Consider the following 17575-nt stretch of genomic DNA (forward strand, 5'->3'; position numbering starts at 1 on the left):
TAAAAGCATGCCTGACGCCAGCCGTTTCGGACGTCTTGGCTGGCTCGTACTGAGCGTGCTGGTCCTGGTCATCGACCAGGTCAGCAAGGCTCATTTCGAAGGCACCCTGGAAATGTTCCAGCAAATCGTGGTGATCCCGGATTACTTCAGCTGGACCCTGGCATACAACACTGGCGCGGCCTTCAGCTTCCTCGCCGATGGCGGCGGCTGGCAGCGCTGGCTGTTCGCACTGATCGCCGTGGTGGTCAGTGCAGTGCTGGTGGTCTGGCTCAAGCGCCTGGGCCGTGATGACACCTGGTTGGCCATCGCTCTCGCCCTGGTGCTGGGCGGCGCGCTGGGCAACCTGTACGACCGCATTGCCTTGGGCCATGTGATCGACTTCATCCTGGTGCACTGGCAGAACCGCCATTATTTCCCGGCGTTCAACTTCGCCGACAGTGCCATCACCGTTGGTGCAATCATGCTGGCGCTGGATATGTTCAAGAGCAAGAAAACCGGAGAGACCGTCAATGACTGATCAGGTATTGGCTGAGCAACGCATCGGCCAGAACACGGAAGTCACTTTGCACTTTGCATTGCGCCTGGAGAATGGCGACACGGTCGACAGCACTTTCGATAAAGCCCCGGCGACCTTCAAGGTCGGCGATGGCAACCTGTTGCCGGGTTTTGAGACGGCGCTGTTCGGATTCAAGGCTGGCGATAAGCGCAACCTGCAGATCCCGCCGGAAAATGCCTTTGGCCAGCCCAACCCGCAAAACGTGCAGATCATCCCGCGTTCGCAGTTCGAAGGCATGGACCTGTCGGAAGGCCTGCTGGTGATCTTCAATGATGCGGCAAATACGGAATTGCCCGGCGTGGTCAAAGCCTTCGATGACGCGCAAGTGACCATCGACTTCAACCATCCGTTGGCCGGCAAGACACTGACCTTCGACGTCGAGATTATCCACGTCAAGGCGCTGTAACTGACCGTACACGGTCTAAAATGTGGGAGGGGGCTTGCCTTAATGCCAGTCAGTTAAGGCTTTTTGTAGGAGCGAGCTTGCTCGCGAAAAACGTCAACGATAACGCGTGCTTCCTGAATAAACGCGGTGCCTGTGAGTTTTTCGCGAGCAAGCTCGCTCCTAGAGAGGGTGGTGTACGCTTAACTGACTGGCATTAGGGCTTGCCCCCTCCCACCTTTGATCCCCATTGTCCTTTAGGTCAGCACAAACCTGGCCAAAAGTGGCTGCAAGACACGAGGCACAGCATGCAAATCAAACTCGCCAACCCCCGTGGCTTCTGCGCCGGCGTGGACCGGGCGATCGAAATCGTCAACCGCGCCCTGGAAGTCTTCGGCCCGCCGATTTATGTGCGGCATGAAGTCGTCCACAACAAGTTCGTGGTCGAAGACCTGCGTGCTCGCGGAGCCATCTTCGTCGAAGAGCTCGACCAGGTGCCCGATGATGTCATCGTTATCTTCAGTGCCCATGGCGTGTCCCAGGCAGTACGCACCGAAGCGGCCGGCCGTGGCCTGAAAGTGTTCGACGCCACTTGCCCGCTGGTGACCAAGGTGCACATCGAAGTGGCGCGCTACAGCCGTGATGGCCGCGAATGCATCCTGATCGGCCACGCCGGCCATCCGGAGGTCGAAGGCACCATGGGCCAGTATGACGCCAGCAATGGCGGCGCGATCTACCTGGTGGAAGACGAAAAAGACGTTGCCAGCTTGCAGGTGCAAAACCCTGAACGCTTGGCCTTCGTCACCCAGACCACCTTGTCCATGGACGATACCAGCCGCGTTATCGACGCACTGCGCACGCGATTCCCGGCCATTGGCGGCCCGCGCAAGGACGACATCTGCTACGCCACGCAAAACCGCCAGGATGCAGTCAAGCAGCTGGCCGATGAGTGTGATGTGGTGCTGGTGGTCGGCAGCCCTAACAGCTCCAACTCCAACCGTTTGCGCGAGTTGGCTGAGCGCATGGCGACGCCGGCGTACCTGATCGACGGCGCCGAGGACATGCAGCGTAGCTGGTTCGACGGCGTAGAGCGCATCGGCATTACGGCAGGGGCCTCGGCCCCGGAAGTTTTGGTGCGCGGCGTGATCCAGCAATTGCACGCCTGGGGTGCCACCGGCGCCGACGAATTAGCGGGCCGGGAAGAAAACATTACGTTTTCAATGCCCAAGGAATTACGGGTTCGCTCGCTGCTCTGAACCCCTGGAGGCTGGATTAACTTTGGCATAACGCCTGCTCGGTCTTATCACTTCGCAGGCTGATACGCCCGCTGGGGGCGAGCACGACCTGATACAGGCTCTGGGCCTGTTGTGTGTCGCACACATGCACGGTGCCGGCACGAAATCCCCCGCCCGCAAACACCGGTTCCCCCAAACCGCTGAAACGAACCTGGCTGCTGACTGGGCCATTGCCGGCAACCGGTACTTGCCCGCTGTCCTGTCGCTCCAGTAGCACCGGATTATCGTCGTCCAGGTGGCCGCGCCCACTGATATCCAGTATCACCCGCCATCCTTGGCTCCAGTCTTCATCCCGCGCATGGATCACCACCGCACGATTGCGTGCAATCGCCTCGGTGCGCGCGTAACGCAGCCCGTCGGCCAGTGCCTGGGCCACGCTTTGTCGCTGCTGCGATTCCAGCAAACCTTTGAAGTTGGGTATGGCCAGTTGCGCCAGAACACCCGTCACGATCAATCCCAGCAGTAATTCGATCAGGGTAAAACCTCGTTGTGTCATGTGTGCTCCCTCCGTGGATGCGAGTGATCGTCAAGTGGCAGGCATAGGTATAGCGCCTGGTTCCTGGTGCTGAATGATGGCCTTTACGTCCAATGTATTTCCCTTTGTTCCGGTAGCGGCAGCGGCCGAAAACCGACGCTAGGCTTGGGGCACACAGCAGGTTTTTCCTGTTTTCCTAAGGCCTTCGACATGGATGACGACGGTATGCCTTTCTGCCGGAATACATTTTCTCTACGCGCTTTTTATCGGCTCCAATCCGGCATGACGCTGATCGAGGTGCTGGTCGCGGTGCTGGTCCTGGCGCTCGGACTGCTGGGGGCCGCGGCGATCCAGCTCAACGCGCTCAAGACCACCGACAGCGCAAGGATAACCAGCCAAGCCAGTTTTATTGCCTACGACATGCTCGACCGTATTCGCGCCAACGCCGCTGTCGATTACTCCCAGGCTCGCACCGGCAGCACCTCGGCTACCAGCGTGCGTGACCTGGACCTGCGTGACTTCGAGGCCAATATCACTGGTTTTGCCGGCAAGGACGCCAAGGGTGCGATAGCGGCCAGCGGCGATGAGGTCACTGTCAGCATCAGTTGGGAGGATGTCAGGAGCAGACTGGGTGAGCGGCAAACCTTCACCCTGACCAGTCGGATCGCCAATGGGCAAGGGCGGTTGCAATGATCCGCCCTGCGCGAGGTTTCGGGCTGGTGGAGTTGCTGCTGGCGCTGGCCGTCGGGCTGGTGGTAGTGCTCGGGGCGAGCCAGGTGCTGATCGGTTCGCGGTTGACCCAGGCCAGCCAGCAGGCCGCCATGGTGCTGCAGGACGATGCGCGGTTCGTCCTGAGCAAGATGACCCAGGATATTCGCCAGGCGGGCATGCTGGGGTGTCTGGCCACGGCTTTTATCGACAACGCCCCGGCGGCCTTTGATCGGCCGATTGGCTGGGAAGTGTCGGCAAGCGCAAAGTCACTGACACTGGTGACCGCCAATGCCAGCGACGGCGCAGGCAAGCCTGACTGGACGGTGGTGTCCGACTGCAAGGAGGCCGCTCAGGCCTTCACCGGGGCGCCGTCTGGGATTGCGCCCGGGCAGATTCGTTTCGCCATACGCGAGCTCACCTACACCTATGAGACGGGCCAGTTGAAGATCAGTACCCCGTCGGCACCGGCCAAGGCCGTACTGATGGATAACGTACGGGCCTTCGAGATCAGTTTTGGTGTGGCGGCCAGGCCTGAATCGACCGGCGTGGTGCGTTACGACAGCCATCCGGCCGACGCATCGTTGATACGCAGCGTGCGCATCCTCATGACCCTGCAAGACCCCACCGGGCGGGTGAAAGACCAGGCCTACGCCGTCGTGGCGGCACTGCGCAACCGGCTGGAGTAGGGCGATGACAATGATGCGGTGTAGCCAGGTGCGGCAGGCGGGGATGGTATTGCTGATCAGCCTGGTATTTCTGCTGTTGTTGTCACTGGTGGGGTTGTCATCGATGCAGGGCGCGCTCGCTCAGCAGAAGGCGGCTAATAGCCTGTGGCAGCGTAATCAATCGTTCCAGACGGCCGAAAGTGGCCTGCGGCTGGGGGAGTCGGCGGTGCGCAGGGGCGGGCAGGTGATGCCGGTTTGCCAGTCGATCATCAGTTGCGCGCCGCCCGACGAAGCTTCATCGGTGGTGGGCGCCGGACATAATCCGGTCTCGGCGGTGACGTGGGTGAAGTTCAAGGACGGGGTGTATGGCGTTCAATCCCTGGGCGTGGGTTCGGGCCAGGCACATTTGCCGCCGTATGCCGCAGGCGCGCTCTTTCGGGTGACGGCCGTCGGGCTTGGTGGCCGATCGCGCACCGTGCTGGAGACTGTGTATGCGCGGGTGGAGGAGGGCGACGGCGAACGGTTTCGGCGAGTCTTATGGCGGCAACTTCAATAAGGAGCAATCGAATGGGCATGGATAGCCAGGGCTTTACCCTGATCGAATTATTGATCGCCGTGGCGATCATTGCGTTGCTGGGCGGGATCGCTTACCCCGCCTATATCGTCCAGGTGAAAAAGGTCTACCGGGTGCAGATCGTCGCGCTGCTGGCCGAGCAAGCTCAGTACCTGGAGCGCTTTTACACGCGCAACGGCACTTATATTGACGCAAGCGGCGTCAGTACGGGCAACGATCACTATAGAATCAGCGCAGTCTTGAACCCTCAGGATTTTGCCTTGCTGGCCACGCCTGCCACGGGCTCTGTCATGGCGGACGACGCCTGTGGCCGGTTCAGCTTGACCAGCACCGGCATGCGGAGCAATCCGGGAGCGCCGCCAGAGATGTCGCTCAAGGCATGCTGGGGGCAGTGATGAGAGTACTGGATGAATGGGCGCCGGGCGCGCTTTTCCCTTTTTATCGGCTGGATCAAATGATGGCTAAGCAACAGCGAGTAGTGATTGTCGGCGGCGGAGTGATTGGCTTGTTGACGGCATACAACCTGGCGAACCGGGGGCTGGCGGTCATATTGCTGGAGCGCGCCGGGCTTGGGCAGGAATCATCCTGGGCCGGCGGCGGAATTGTTTCGCCGTTGTATCCGTGGCGCTATAGTCCGGCGGTGACCGCTTTAGCCCACTGGTCCCAGGATTTCTACCCGCAACTGGCGCAACGGCTGTTCGCCGCGACCGGGGTTGATCCTGAGGTTCACACCACGGGCCTGTATTGGCTCGACCTGGATGACGAAGCCGAGGCTCTGGCCTGGGCTGCGCGTGAAGGCCGGCCCTTGAGTAAAGTGGACGTGTCGGCCGCCCATGACGCGGTCCCGGTGCTGGGCGGCGGTTATTCGCGGGCGATCTACATGGCCGAAGTGGCCAATGTGCGCAATCCGCGCCTGGTCAAATCACTCAAGGCGGCGTTGTCGGCGCTGCCCGGTGTGACGATTCACGAGCAGTGCGAGGTCGCTGGATTTATTGTGGAAGGCGGCACTGTGGTGGGCGTGAATACGTCTGCTGGCGCCATCACGGGTGATCAGGTGGTGCTTGCGGCCGGTGCCTGGAGCGGGGCCCTGCTGGGAAAACTGGGTCTGGCGCTGCCCGTGGAGCCGGTAAAGGGCCAGATGATCCTCTACCAATGCGCGCCTGATTTTTTATCGAGTATGGTCCTGGCCAAGGGGCGCTATGCGATCCCGCGACGTGATGGGCACATTCTGATTGGCAGCACCCTGGAGCATGAGGGGTTCGATAAAACGCCGACCGAAACCGCACTGGAAAGTCTCAAGGCTTCTGCGGTGGAGCTGCTTCCCGCCCTGGCGGACGCCGAGGTGGTGGGGCATTGGGCGGGGTTGCGGCCCGGCTCGCCGGAAGGCATCCCTTATATCGGCGAGGTGCCCGGCTTCAAGGGCCTGTGGCTCAATTGCGGGCACTACCGCAATGGCCTGGTGCTTGCCCCGGCGTCCTGCCAGTTGTTTGCCGACTTGTTGCTGGGGCATGCGCCGATCATCGACCCGGCACCTTACGCGCCCGCCGGTCGACTCAACGCTGGATAGACTTCGGCCCTTGCTGCAGGTGCGCCTGGGTGCAATACCATTGCTGGCCCGAGCTCAGCGCGCGATCCTGCGGCACATGCACGCCGCAATGGGCGCAACGCACCATCAGTGCGGCATTGGGTTCGCCGGTACGGGGTTGGCCGGCCGCGGGGCTTTTAAATTTGCGCCAGAGCCATACCGCAGCGGCAATGACGGCGATCCAGAACAATAGACGAAGCATGATGGGCAGTTTCTCGATGAGGAATGCGCCAGTTTAGCCAAGGTCGTCATGGGCGCACAGCGCAATAAATACTCGCCCATGAAAAAGGGAGCTCCTGAGAGCTCCCTTTTGCGTTGCGTCGAACGATCAGTCGAACACACCGAAGGTCATGTAGCTGAACCACGAGCGGTCCTGGTTGTTGCCCAGGGCTTGCGGCTCTTCCTCTTCGATCACGTCGCCGTTCTCGTCGTGCGGCTTGAGATCCGAAGGAATCGCGTCCTTGGCGTCCTGGTACTGCTTGATCACGTCCTGGTTGGCGCGTGTTTCACCCGGTGGCAGCGGTGGACGGGACTCGATCAGGCCCAGGGTGTACTTGCTCAGCCACGAACGGTTGTCGGCTTCGTCAACCTGAGGCACGAACTGGCCGTCTTTCAGGCTTGGGTGGTCCGGGTAGTTGAGCTTCAGGGTTTCCAGGCTGGTGCTTGCCAGTTCGTCCAGATGCAGGCGCTGGTAAGCCTCGGTCATCACGGCCAGGCCGTCGCCCACCGAAGGGGTTTCCTGGAAGTTCTCCACCACGTAGCGGCCACGGTTGGCGGCGGCCACGTAAGCCTGACGGGTCAGGTAGTAGTGGGCCACGTGGATCTCGTAGGAAGCCAGCAGGTTGCGCAGGTAGATCATGCGCTGCTTGGCGTCCGGCGCGTAGCGGCTGTTCGGGTAGCGGCTGGTCAGCTGGGCGAACTCGTTGTAGGAGTCGCGGGCAGCGCCCGGGTCACGCTTGGTCATGTCCAGCGGCAGGAAGCGCGCCAGCAGGCCGACGTCCTGGTCGAACGAGGTCAGGCCCTTCATGTAGTAGGCGTAATCCACGTTCGGGTGCTGCGGGTGCAGGCGGATAAAACGCTCGGCAGCGGACTTGGCAGCTTCCGGCTCGGCGTTTTTATAGTTGGCGTAGATCAGCTCGAGCTGGGCCTGGTCGGCATAGCGTCCGAACGGATAGCGCGACTCCAGGGCCTTCAGCTTCGCTGTGGCGCTGGTGTAGCTATTATTGTCCAAGTCAGTTTGAGCTTGCTGGTACAGCTCGACTTCGCTCAGGTTTTCGTCGACGACGTCCTTGGTTGACGAGCAAGCAGCAGTCATGGCGAGGATGGCGATCAGCAGCAGGTGTTTCACTTGCATGGCGGCTTGCGTCCCTATGACGGCCGCTGTCTTGGGCGGGGCCGTCCTGTTATGATGAGCGCCCCGTTGAAAGCCTCGGGGCAAAAGACGCCGTATTTAACCACAAGCGCGCAGCCGAAACCAAAGGCTGTGCCACGCCTAGTCTGAGCATGTCCGATAAAATTGAACTTCGCGCAGAGGTGCCGTCCGAATTGGGCGGCCAACGCCTCGATCAAGTCGCCGCACAATTATTCGCTGAGCACTCGCGCTCGCGCCTTTCCGCCTGGATCAAAGACGGCCGCCTGACTGTGGATGGAGCGGTTATCCGCCCGCGAGACATAGTGCATGGCGGTGCGATTCTTGAGCTGACTGCCGAGCAGGAAGCCCAGGGAGAATGGGTCGCCCAGGACATCGAGCTGGATATCGTCTATGAAGACGACGACATCCTGGTCATCAACAAACCCGCAGGCCTGGTGGTTCACCCGGCTGCCGGGCACGCTGATGGCACCTTGCTCAATGCCCTTTTGCACCACGTGCCGGACATCGTCAATGTGCCGCGCTGCGGCATCGTGCACCGTCTGGACAAGGACACCACCGGCCTGATGGTGGTGGCCAAGACCATTCAGGCGCAGACGCAACTGGTTACTCAATTGCAGAGTCGCAGCGTCAGCCGGATCTACGAGTGCATCGTGATCGGCGTCGTGGTGGCCGGGGGCAAGATCAACGCACCTATCGGTCGCCACGGCCAGCAGCGCCAGCGCATGGCGGTGATGGAAGGCGGCAAGCAGGCCGTCAGCCACTATCGCGTGCTGGAGCGTTTCCGTTCCCACACGCACGTGCGGGTCAAGCTGGAAACCGGTCGTACCCACCAGATCCGCGTGCACATGGCCCACATCAACTTCCCGTTGGTCGGTGATCCGGCCTACGGTGGTCGCTTCCGCATTCCGCCGGCGGCCAGCCAGACCATGGTTGAATCGCTCAAGACGTTCCCGCGCCAGGCGCTGCATGCACGCTTCCTGGAACTGGATCATCCGACGAGCGGTAAGCGCATGAGCTGGGAATCGCCGCTTCCAGACGATCTGGTCTGGTTGTTGTCGCTGCTCAAGCAGGATCGCGAGGCGTTTATCGGATGAGTGACTGGCTGATTCCTGACTGGCCCGCGCCGTCTCAGGTCAAAGCCTGCGTCACTACCCGTGCGGGCGGCGTCAGTGTGGCGCCGTTCGACAGCCTCAACCTGGGCGATCACGTCGAGGACAGCCTTGAGGCCGTCCTGGAAAATCGTCGCCGTCTTACCGATGCCTTCGGTATCCAGCCGGCCTGGTTGCGCCAAGTCCACGGGACCACTGTGGTCGAGGCCGACCCGGGCCGTATCGCCGAAGCGGATGGCAGTTGGACCAGCACCCCTGGTATCGCCTGCACCGCGATGACGGCCGATTGCCTGCCTGCATTGTTCTGCAATCGAGCGGGCACCCATGTGGCGGCGGCGCATGCCGGTTGGCGTGGGCTCGCGGCCGGGGTGCTGGAGGCTGTCTTCGACAGCCTTGGTTGCGACCCCGCCGACGTGCTGGTATGGCTCGGCCCGGCCATCGGCCCGCAGGCCTTTGAGGTCGGACCCGAGGTGCGTGAAGCCTTCATGCAACAACTGCCTGCGACTGCCCGAGCCTTCGTGCCCAGCTGTAATCCCGGCAAGTTCATGGCCGATATCTATCAGCTCGCCCGTCTGCGCCTGTCTGCGCGGGGCATTAGCGCTGTGTATGGTGGCGGTTTGTGTACCGTGACCGACCCGCGCTTCTTTTCCTATCGCCGCAGCCCACGCACGGGCCGATTCGCCTCCCTTATCTGGCTCGAACGCTAGACTGTCCTGATCTGTATCAACCATCCGCTGCTTGAATCCCCCAGAATCCACCCCATCTATAGGGGTATCTGGCAGGTTTCTTCATTCAGGATGTTTCTACAGCTCCGGCCTGCTCATAAGGAAGGTGACTCATGCGTATTGATCGTTTAACCAGCAAATTGCAGTTGGCCTTATCGGACTCCCAATCCCTGGCGGTCGGTCTCGACCACCCGGCAATTGAACCTGCGCACTTGATGCAGGCGCTCCTGGAGCAACAAGGTGGTTCTATCAAGCCCTTGTTGATGCAGGTGGGTTTTGACATTAACAGCCTGCGCAAGGAACTGAGCAAAGAGCTCGACCAACTGCCGAAAATCCAGAATCCTACCGGCGACGTGAATATGTCCCAGGACCTGGCGCGGCTGCTGAACCAGGCCGACCGCTTGGCCCAACAGAAAGGTGACCAGTTCATCTCCAGCGAGCTTGTGCTGCTCGCCGCCATGGACGACAACAGCAAGCTTGGCAAATTGTTGCTGGGCCAGGGCGTGAGCAAGAAAGCCCTGGAAAACGCCATCAATAATCTGCGCGGCGGCGAGGCGGTAAATGACCCCAACCACGAGGAGTCGCGCCAAGCCCTGGATAAATACACCGTTGACCTGACCAAGCGCGCCGAAGAGGGCAAGCTTGACCCGGTCATCGGCCGTGACGACGAAATTCGTCGCACCATCCAGGTGCTGCAACGCCGTACCAAGAATAACCCCGTGCTGATCGGTGAGCCTGGCGTGGGTAAAACCGCCATCGCCGAAGGCTTGGCCCAGCGCATCATCAATGGTGAAGTGCCGGACGGCCTTAAAGGCAAGCGCCTGCTGTCCCTGGACATGGGCTCGCTGATCGCCGGCGCCAAATTCCGTGGCGAGTTCGAAGAACGCCTCAAATCCCTGCTCAATGAATTGTCCAAGCAGGAAGGGCAGATCATTCTGTTTATCGACGAACTGCACACCATGGTTGGCGCCGGTAAAGGCGAGGGCTCCATGGATGCTGGCAACATGCTCAAGCCTGCCCTGGCGCGAGGCGAGTTGCATTGCGTCGGTGCCACCACGCTCAACGAATACCGTCAGTACATTGAAAAGGACGCGGCTCTGGAGCGGCGTTTCCAGAAAGTGCTGGTGGAAGAGCCCAGCGAAGAAGACACCATCGCCATCCTGCGTGGCCTTAAAGAGCGCTATGAGGTCCACCATAAAGTCGCGATCACCGACGGCGCGATCATTGCGGCGGCCAAATTGAGCCATCGCTATATCACGGATCGTCAATTGCCCGACAAGGCCATCGACTTGATCGACGAAGCGGCCAGCCGGATTCGCATGGAGATCGACTCCAAGCCGGAAGTGCTCGACCGCCTGGATCGCCGCCTGATTCAACTGAAAGTCGAATCCCAGGCGCTGAAGAAAGAAGAGGATGAGGCGGCGAAGAAACGTCTGGAAAAACTCCAGGAAGAAATCGTCCGCCTGGAGCGAGAGTATTCGGACCTCGAAGAAATCTGGACCTCGGAAAAAGCCGAAGTGCAGGGCTCGGCGCAGATCCAGCAGAAGATCGAGCAGTCGCGTCAGGAGCTGGAAGCCGCGCGCCGCAAAGGCGATCTGAACCGCATGGCCGAGTTGCAGTACGGGGTGATCCCGGACCTGGAACGTAGCCTGCAGATGGTCGATCAGCATGGGCACAGTGAGAACCAGTTGCTGCGCAGCAAGGTGACCGAGGAAGAGATAGCCGAGGTGGTCTCCAAGTGGACCGGCATTCCTGTGTCGAAAATGCTTGAGGGCGAACGCGACAAGCTGCTGAAGATGGAAAGCCTGTTGCACCAGCGCGTTATTGGCCAGGAAGAGGCCGTGGTGGCGGTGTCCAATGCGGTGCGGCGTACCCGCGCCGGGTTGTCCGACCCGAATCGCCCGAGTGGTTCGTTCATGTTCCTCGGCCCGACCGGCGTGGGTAAGACCGAGCTGTGCAAGGCCTTGGCTGAATTCCTCTTCGATACTGAAGAGGCGATGGTGCGCATCGACATGTCCGAGTTCATGGAGAAACACTCGGTGGCGCGCCTGATCGGCGCCCCACCAGGCTATGTGGGCTACGAGGAGGGCGGTTACCTGACCGAGGCGGTGCGGCGTAAGCCTTACTCGGTGATCTTGCTGGACGAGGTCGAGAAGGCGCACCCGGATGTGTTCAACATCCTGTTGCAAGTGCTCGAGGACGGCCGCCTGACCGACAGCCACGGCCGTACCGTGGATTTCCGCAACACGGTGATCGTGATGACTTCCAACCTGGGCTCGGCGCAGATCCAGGAGTTGGTGGGCGATCGCGAAGCTCAGCGGGCAGCGGTGATGGATGCGCTGACCTCGCACTTCCGGCCGGAATTTATCAACCGGGTGGATGAAGTGGTGATCTTCGAGCCTCTGGCCCGGGATCAGATTGCCGGCATCACCGAGATTCAGTTGGGACGCCTGCGTGCACGCCTGGCCGAGCGCGAACTGGCGCTGGAGCTGAGCAGCGAGGCGTTGGACAAGCTGATCGCGGTGGGTTACGACCCGGTGTATGGCGCACGGCCGTTGAAGCGCGCGATCCAGCGCTGGATCGAAAACCCGCTGGCACAGCTGATCCTGTCGGGCAGCTTTATGCCCGGCACCCCCGTCAAGGCGACGGTGGAGAACGACGAAATCGTCTTCCATTAAGCCTGGCAGCCAGTGCTGTAAGAGGAGGTCCCGCATTGCGGGGCCTTTTTTTTCGATAGGGCGTTGAACTGTAAGGCAAAGGCTTGTAAAGTGCGCCCCGCAGCAACGTCAGCCCACGGGTTTCTTCTCCCCAAGAAGAAATCAGAAAGAAGCGCAAATCATTGTCTTAAAAGCAATTTAAAGGGTTGACAGGGGTTTTTAAGATTGTAGAATAGCGCGCCTCAGAGACGCTAACGTAGCGATACGGACAGGGTCGAAGAGAAGGTTGTAACGCAGTAGAAGTTGTACTTTGAAATATGTAGTTCCGTGATAGCTCAGTCGGTAGAGCAAATGACTGTTAATCATTGGGTCCCAGGTTCGAGTCCTGGTCACGGAGCCAATTTCAAACCGGGGTATAGCGCAGTCCGGTAGCGCGCCTGCTTTGGGAGCAGGATGTCGGGAGTTCGAATCCCCCTACCCCGACCATATTTGGGTCGTTAGCTCAGTTGGTAGAGCAGTTGGCTTTTAACCAATTGGTCGTAGGTTCGAATCCCACACGACCCACCATTTTTGAGACCAGTTGACGCTGGAATCAAATCTTAGAATCAGAGGTTCTAGCTCTGATAGAGGCGGTTTTACGGTTTTGGAAAGTGTTACAGCACTTAGATATCGCCGTAGACATGCAGCCGTCTGAGGCGAACAGTAGTTTCGGTTCGTCATGATGTCAATGTGCATAGGCTTTGCGATGCGCATTCCGGGGTATAGCGCAGTCCGGTAGCGCGCCTGCTTTGGGAGCAGGATGTCGGGAGTTCGAATCCCCCTACCCCGACCATATTTAATGAAAAAGGCGTCTTTATGACGCCTTTTTTTGTGCCTTGAGCAAAGTCGTACCGTTCGTCTGGAAAAAATCCGGATTTCGACCTGGTTCTTTATTCCGGGCATGCGAAAGCCTCTGGCCAACCAGAATTCCCTATAGCCAGTGCGCTTTGATTATGAGCGTACTAGGGCGATGCTCTGGAAAATGATGAGCTTCGCATTGAATGCTCAGTTGAGGTGCGTTTCCTGAATGTGCCGACACCAAGCCCGCTCGCCATTAGCGTCAATAGTAGACTCTGCTCTACTTGATCTACTGGTGGGTCCATAGAGCATGTCATTGACTCGCGATGCAGTTGCGCAGATGCGAGCTCGAGAGCCTTCTGTAGCGCGCTTCGGCCAGTCGACTTGGTCCGCCGATCAATACTGACCTCTGTGCTGCTAGATTGTTGTGGAGCTGGCAGCTTCTTGGGCTCTGGTTGAGCGGTTTCCTGTGAATGCACACCTATTTTGGCGGGTAAGGGGGCAGAGGGTTTGCCACTTGGATCAACCCGTGTCACTCGGCTCAGAGCGCCCTGAGCCCGACTCCGCTCATGTAGAACAGCACGCATATGGTCGTAGTCCGCCTCTATGTAATTCATCGTTGTCGCTAGATTCGAATGATTCAGCAGGCTTTTCGTGAGATGAATGTTTCGCTCAGGCTGCTTCATCAAGTCTGTTGCTAATGTGTGCCTGAAGCGGTGAGGGGTCATGCGCACGCCGATCTTATCGGTGAGCTTGCCGTACATTGACTCCACCTGGTCGATGTTCATTTCCTTGCCATGGAAGTGACGAGAGAATCTGTTGACGTTGAACAGCTGATCGTCTGGTGAAAAACCGATTTTCTCGGCCTCCCCCAAGATCCTGGATAAGTGTGGAGCGAGTCCTTCCATAATGGGGAGGAAAAACTCCCGATGGGTCTTCTCTGTTTCACCGCGGACCAAGATCATCTGGCTGTCCCAGTCGATATCTTTGTAACGCAGGCACAGCAGGGCATTCAGACGTATGCCTGTGTAATAAAACATCTCGAAGACGCTGAGCCAGAACCAGGCAGGTGTGATCTGGCTACGTTCATGCGTACAACGTTCTTGGCCTACAAGGGATATGAGCCAGTTGCGTGCTCGTTGGATGGCGTCTCCATTGATTGTCTTGCTGGCTCGCTTTGGTGGGATAACGCTGGTTTTCTTGAATGGGTTGATCGTGGTATGGGTCATCAGGCCGTGTTCTATGGCGTAGCCCCAAACAGTTCGAAGGTGATTTGAATAGGTGTTCCAGCTGCGTTTGGATAATCCGTTCTCAAGGACTTTTTTTCGCCATGTCAGAACCGCACGATGATCGATCTCCTCAACTGAGGCCGTTCGGAAATGCTTGAGTAGTGCTTTGGTCGAGGCGCGATAGATCTTTGCACTGGCAGGCCGCAGATCATGGGCAAAGATGTATTCCTCCGTCAGATTCGAGGGCGTCGTCATTGTGGCGGCTCCGTTGCTTCTGACTTCAAGGACAGGCTGATATTGTCGAAAGGGACCTCAGAGAAGATTGTTCGCGGGTCTAGTAGTAAGTACCCCTTGAGCTGCTTGGATTTTCGAGGTCCAACAACGTCACAGGTCCAAATATTCAAACTCTTATGCGTTTTTCGATGAAGTTTCTGTTTCTCGAAACTACGTTGAACCAGCTGCCAGGCGCTGACTTGCTGTACTTTGGCTTGCTGTTCGATATGGGGGAATTCAAGGACGTAGCGTTTGAAAATTCCAGGCGTTACCAGCATAGCGGTCCCTGCTACGGTATGAACCAGCGCTTTGGTATCGTTGATAATGATGGTCCGGGATGCGATGCCTTTCTTAAGCCATTCAACAAATCCCTGACCGATCTCGGTGTTATTGCTAGGCATCGGAGTGACTTCTTCGATTATTGCTAAAGGCGCACCTCCTTGATTGGAGGTTTGGGAAGGCTGGATTTCATCCAGTTTCGGAGGCGCGGTATGTGCCGCTGAGACCGCTTTGTTTTTGGTGTCTTCTGATGGCTCATTGATGTTACCAAGGAGCGCCAGTAGCTCGTCAAATTCATCTGTACTGCTCGAGGAATGCTGAGGTAGTTCGAACGGTGATGGCTGTGCCGGTGCTAAAGGCGCCGGCACAGGGCTGGATTGAATTTCCGAAGGCAACTTTTTGGCCGGTGTGGCGACGGTATTTTCAGCTGCAGAGTCTTCTACCGGGTTGCCAGCTTCTACCTCAAGAGTCCCAGCGTAAGCTGTGGGCCGATCACTTGGATCATTCCAGATCAGTGCCGGTGAGAGCTTCAGCAGGGTGAAGGTGTTTCGCCAGCCACGACCATTGTCTATCGTGGCTTTCCAGATTGCCTTGTCTTGGGCATTGGTTTGGATTACCCCCTGATCTTGCAGCATGTTGAAGAAAGGCGCATTCGTACTGGGTACACCTTCAACGCCTTTGGTCAGCAAATAGGCTCGCAATTGATCAGCAATAGGCTTGCTAACCAGCCAAAGAGCATCCTGTGTCAGCCATCCATCTGACGGTCCATCGGGTTGATTCAGTTTGAATGTATCTCGGACCAGGTGACGCAACCCATCTGCTAATTGACGCTGCAAAGACTGTTTGGGCGCGGACAGCGCGCGGGCTGGATTTCCACCGAGCTCCTGTGCGACGGACGCCTGATCGGCCTTGACCACGATCTCTCCCAAAATGCCGGCATGTTCGTACTGACCAGCCAAAATGAAGATTAACTGCGACCACACTTCGGGGAAATTACTGAGCCAATCTAAGATTTCTGAGGAGAGGATCTGCGCGTAGATCAGTGCGGCAGCGGCTCCGTGAAGTTGGTAGTTGCGTCCTTTCACGTAACGGAATCGATAGGGACGATCGATTGGGCCGTGCCACGGGTGCCAGGTTTTACCTCCTGCCAGCTCGACGTGCACGTCGACGGCGATCTTGCCGAGGTCGTGTATCAGAGCGCCGTAAGCCGCGGCGGCAGTCCAGGCCTCAGCCTGTGCTGATTGAGACTCCGGCGGTGCGCCTATAGGAAGCAGGTAGCTCTGTCGAATTTTCAAGGCATAGGCGACGATTTCAAGCCCGTGATCCAGCATGCCGCCAGGGTGTGCATGATGGTGGTTTTGCGAAGCAGGGAGCTGCTGGACCAACTCCGCGTAGCGCTCAAGTGGACGCCTATAGAGCTCGACAAACTGTGAGCGAGATAACGATGCGCGCTGCCAAATGTTCTCCAGTAGTTTCTGACGGCGCGGCGATGCCAGTAGTGCTTGGCTAGAGGCCGGCTGTATAAAACCGTTAGGGGAGGGGCTTTGGGCGGGTAGCGCTTTATTGCGGCGGAAAATAGAGAACATCGCCTGCTCCGTAAATGATTCATGGGGCAGGCTTTTCTCCTATCAAAGGGGGGGCGAGCAAGGGGAAAGGATCACTGGTTGCCTCGGGTATTTCTTTTGGCGAAGAGCCATCTTTCTATGGTGGTGACGGAGAAAGGAATGCAGAATTATCGTCGTTTCGGTCTAAGGGCACGGGGCCGCAGATCGACTATGTGAGGAAAAAATGATGGTTTCACTTCGCTACGCTACGAAATCAACCTCAGATAATGTTTGGGCACTTTGTGATTTGATACGTGACAATAAGTGTGATGAGATCATTCTTTTTGCTAGTGTAGGGAATGATCTTGATGATGAGGAAGCAAGGTGGGACAACAACCTTCCTCTGGTTGTCGCCTTAGCTAAATATATTATTCCTCACGTTGATAGCGTCTTGGTCATTTTTGATGGAGTGTTTCTAACCGCTGCGCGTTCCGCTCGTTATGGTGAAGTACGTGAACTGCTGGATGTAGCTATTGCGTCTGACAAGGTTTATTACTCTGGGCAGAGAGCCCCACTTACTAGCGAAATGACTCCTGACGAGGCTGTTTCAACTCTTATTAATTTAGGTTCTATCCAACCGTTGACGGTTGAGTCCAGAGCTGAATACTTTTCTTTGCTTAGTAATTTTACAGAAGACGAGTTAGTTGAAGTTTATTCGACTCGCGAGATGCGTTGATGAGATTGGACCTTTTTCCCGCTGAAAGCGGCCCTTTCGGGTAAGGCTTTTACCCTTGTGAACCATTCCATTCGCTTCTACAAAACCTTTTACCTTTTGGGCCATTTTTGTTGTGAAAGGGGGGCATCTGGTGCTGAAGGCAAAGGCCGTTTGTCTCATGATCTTGCAGCATAGAAAAATCGGTATTATAAGTAATGTCAAATCGCCCCTAGACCGGGTAAGAAGGAGACGCACCATGACCGCACAGACCTCTCAGGGAGTAGCAAGTCGCTTAGGCTATGGCCTGGGTCAGGCTGCGCGCCTCGTTTGGTGCAGTCAGAACCGTACCCTGCGTTGGGTCAAGCGTCTGGTTGTGGCTGCCGTACTCCTATATTTTTCTGCAGACATTTTCAGCGGGATTATCAGCGTTGCAGTATTTACCTTGGTTTTGGGTGGAGGGCTCTGGGCGTTGAATCACAGACCTACGCCTCGCAGAAACCAGATAGAGTATGGTCAATGCTATGGCCCCGATGGCTATGGGTACTATGTTGCTGGTCAACGTGTAGACGACGATGATTAAGGGTCTCATATC

General features: G+C 57.9%; 18 protein-coding genes and 4 tRNA genes. 17 read left to right on the forward strand and 5 right to left on the reverse strand.

The window, feature by feature from the left end; genetic code table 11:
• The first annotated feature begins 7 nt into the window (after positions 1-7).
• From lspA to ispH, 3 genes are all read left to right on the forward strand, one after another.
• Positions 8-517 carry a signal peptidase II gene (lspA, locus tag C4J91_RS03810; RefSeq protein WP_124365100.1) on the forward strand — a complete coding sequence of 170 codons (510 nt, stop codon included), beginning with the start codon at positions 8-10 and terminating at the stop codon, positions 515-517.
• Positions 518-524: 7 nt separating this feature from the next.
• On the forward strand, positions 525-962 hold the full coding sequence (locus C4J91_RS03815) for a peptidylprolyl isomerase (protein WP_177412845.1): 438 nt from the start codon (positions 525-527) through the stop codon (positions 960-962).
• Positions 963-1246: 284 nt separating this feature from the next.
• A complete protein-coding gene (gene ispH / locus C4J91_RS03820; RefSeq protein WP_124361227.1) occupies positions 1247-2194 on the forward strand; it encodes a 4-hydroxy-3-methylbut-2-enyl diphosphate reductase in 948 nt (315 codons plus the stop codon).
• Between the two features lie 16 nt (positions 2195-2210).
• Here the strand turns inward: ispH and C4J91_RS03825 are convergent, their stop codons facing one another.
• Complete coding sequence (locus C4J91_RS03825; RefSeq protein ID WP_124361228.1) at positions 2211-2729, reverse strand: GspH/FimT family pseudopilin; 519 nt, start codon at positions 2727-2729, stop codon at positions 2211-2213.
• Positions 2730-2933: 204 nt separating this feature from the next.
• On the opposite strand from C4J91_RS03825, the gene pilV reads away from it, so the two are divergent.
• From pilV to thiO, 5 genes are all read left to right on the forward strand, one after another.
• Positions 2934-3401 carry a type IV pilus modification protein PilV gene (gene pilV, locus C4J91_RS03830; RefSeq protein WP_124365101.1) on the forward strand — a complete coding sequence of 156 codons (468 nt, stop codon included), beginning with the start codon at positions 2934-2936 and terminating at the stop codon, positions 3399-3401.
• On the forward strand, positions 3398-4105 hold the full coding sequence (locus C4J91_RS03835; RefSeq protein WP_124361229.1) for a prepilin-type N-terminal cleavage/methylation domain-containing protein: 708 nt from the start codon (positions 3398-3400) through the stop codon (positions 4103-4105). The genes pilV and C4J91_RS03835 overlap by 4 nt, the downstream gene beginning before the upstream one ends.
• 43 nt (positions 4106-4148) lie before the next feature.
• Positions 4149-4640: a PilX N-terminal domain-containing pilus assembly protein gene (locus C4J91_RS03840; protein WP_124361230.1), complete on the forward strand. Its 492-nt coding sequence runs from the start codon at positions 4149-4151 to the stop codon at positions 4638-4640.
• Between the two features lie 11 nt (positions 4641-4651).
• Positions 4652-5053: a type IV pilin protein gene (locus C4J91_RS03845; RefSeq protein ID WP_124361231.1), complete on the forward strand. Its 402-nt coding sequence runs from the start codon at positions 4652-4654 to the stop codon at positions 5051-5053.
• 62 nt (positions 5054-5115) lie between these two features.
• A complete protein-coding gene (gene thiO / locus C4J91_RS03850; protein WP_124361232.1) occupies positions 5116-6225 on the forward strand; it encodes a glycine oxidase ThiO in 1110 nt (369 codons plus the stop codon).
• Here thiO and C4J91_RS03855 read toward each other — a convergent pair.
• Positions 6212-6445: a PP0621 family protein gene (locus tag C4J91_RS03855; RefSeq protein ID WP_124361233.1), complete on the reverse strand. Its 234-nt coding sequence runs from the start codon at positions 6443-6445 to the stop codon at positions 6212-6214. The two genes, thiO and C4J91_RS03855, sit on opposite strands and share 14 nt — an antisense overlap.
• Before the next feature lie 126 nt (positions 6446-6571).
• Positions 6572-7597 (reverse strand): outer membrane protein assembly factor BamD, encoded by a 1026-nt coding sequence (locus C4J91_RS03860; protein WP_124356980.1) that lies wholly within the window; start codon positions 7595-7597, stop codon positions 6572-6574.
• 149 nt (positions 7598-7746) lie between these two features.
• Here C4J91_RS03860 and rluD point away from each other — a divergent pair, with 149 nt between their 5' ends.
• The 7 genes from rluD to C4J91_RS03895 all read left to right on the forward strand — a co-directional run bounded on the left by rluD (position 7747) and on the right by C4J91_RS03895 (position 12938).
• The gene (rluD, locus tag C4J91_RS03865) at positions 7747-8709 is read left to right on the forward strand and encodes a 23S rRNA pseudouridine(1911/1915/1917) synthase RluD (RefSeq protein ID WP_076951100.1); all 963 of its coding nucleotides are present in this window, start codon (positions 7747-7749) and stop codon (positions 8707-8709) included.
• Positions 8706-9431 (forward strand): peptidoglycan editing factor PgeF, encoded by a 726-nt coding sequence (gene pgeF, locus C4J91_RS03870; protein ID WP_124361234.1) that lies wholly within the window; start codon positions 8706-8708, stop codon positions 9429-9431. Before rluD ends, pgeF begins: the two co-directional genes overlap by 4 nt.
• A 131-nt stretch (positions 9432-9562) precedes the next feature.
• Positions 9563-12127, forward strand: coding sequence for an ATP-dependent chaperone ClpB (gene clpB, locus C4J91_RS03875; protein ID WP_124361235.1), 2565 nt, complete (start codon positions 9563-9565; stop codon positions 12125-12127).
• Between the two features lie 303 nt (positions 12128-12430).
• Positions 12431-12506: transfer RNA gene (locus tag C4J91_RS03880), tRNA-Asn, on the forward strand.
• 9 nt (positions 12507-12515) lie between these two features.
• A tRNA-Pro gene (locus tag C4J91_RS03885) sits at positions 12516-12592 on the forward strand.
• 5 nt (positions 12593-12597) lie between these two features.
• A tRNA-Lys gene (locus C4J91_RS03890) sits at positions 12598-12673 on the forward strand.
• 188 nt (positions 12674-12861) lie between these two features.
• Positions 12862-12938 (forward strand) — tRNA-Pro (locus C4J91_RS03895).
• A gap of 169 nt (positions 12939-13107) precedes the next feature.
• On the opposite strand, the gene xerC is transcribed toward C4J91_RS03895, so the two are convergent.
• Positions 13108-14427 carry a tyrosine recombinase XerC gene (gene xerC, locus C4J91_RS03900; protein ID WP_008432853.1) on the reverse strand — a complete coding sequence of 440 codons (1320 nt, stop codon included), beginning with the start codon at positions 14425-14427 and terminating at the stop codon, positions 13108-13110.
• Positions 14424-16310, reverse strand: a complete 1887-nt coding sequence (gene mobH, locus C4J91_RS03905) for a MobH family relaxase (RefSeq protein WP_008432854.1) — start codon at positions 16308-16310, stop codon at positions 14424-14426. Before mobH ends, xerC begins: the two co-directional genes overlap by 4 nt.
• A gap of 205 nt (positions 16311-16515) precedes the next feature.
• Here mobH and C4J91_RS03910 point away from each other — a divergent pair, with 205 nt between their 5' ends.
• Together C4J91_RS03910 and C4J91_RS03915 are read left to right on the forward strand one after the other, a co-directional pair.
• A complete protein-coding gene (locus C4J91_RS03910) occupies positions 16516-17004 on the forward strand; it encodes a hypothetical protein (protein WP_019821334.1) in 489 nt (162 codons plus the stop codon).
• 235 nt (positions 17005-17239) lie between these two features.
• Positions 17240-17563, forward strand: coding sequence for a hypothetical protein (locus C4J91_RS03915; RefSeq protein WP_008432855.1), 324 nt, complete (start codon positions 17240-17242; stop codon positions 17561-17563).
• Positions 17564-17575 lie beyond the last annotated feature (12 nt).

This window comes from Pseudomonas sp. R3-52-08 (assembly GCF_003851745.1).
Classification (GTDB): Bacteria; Pseudomonadota; Gammaproteobacteria; order Pseudomonadales; family Pseudomonadaceae; genus Aquipseudomonas.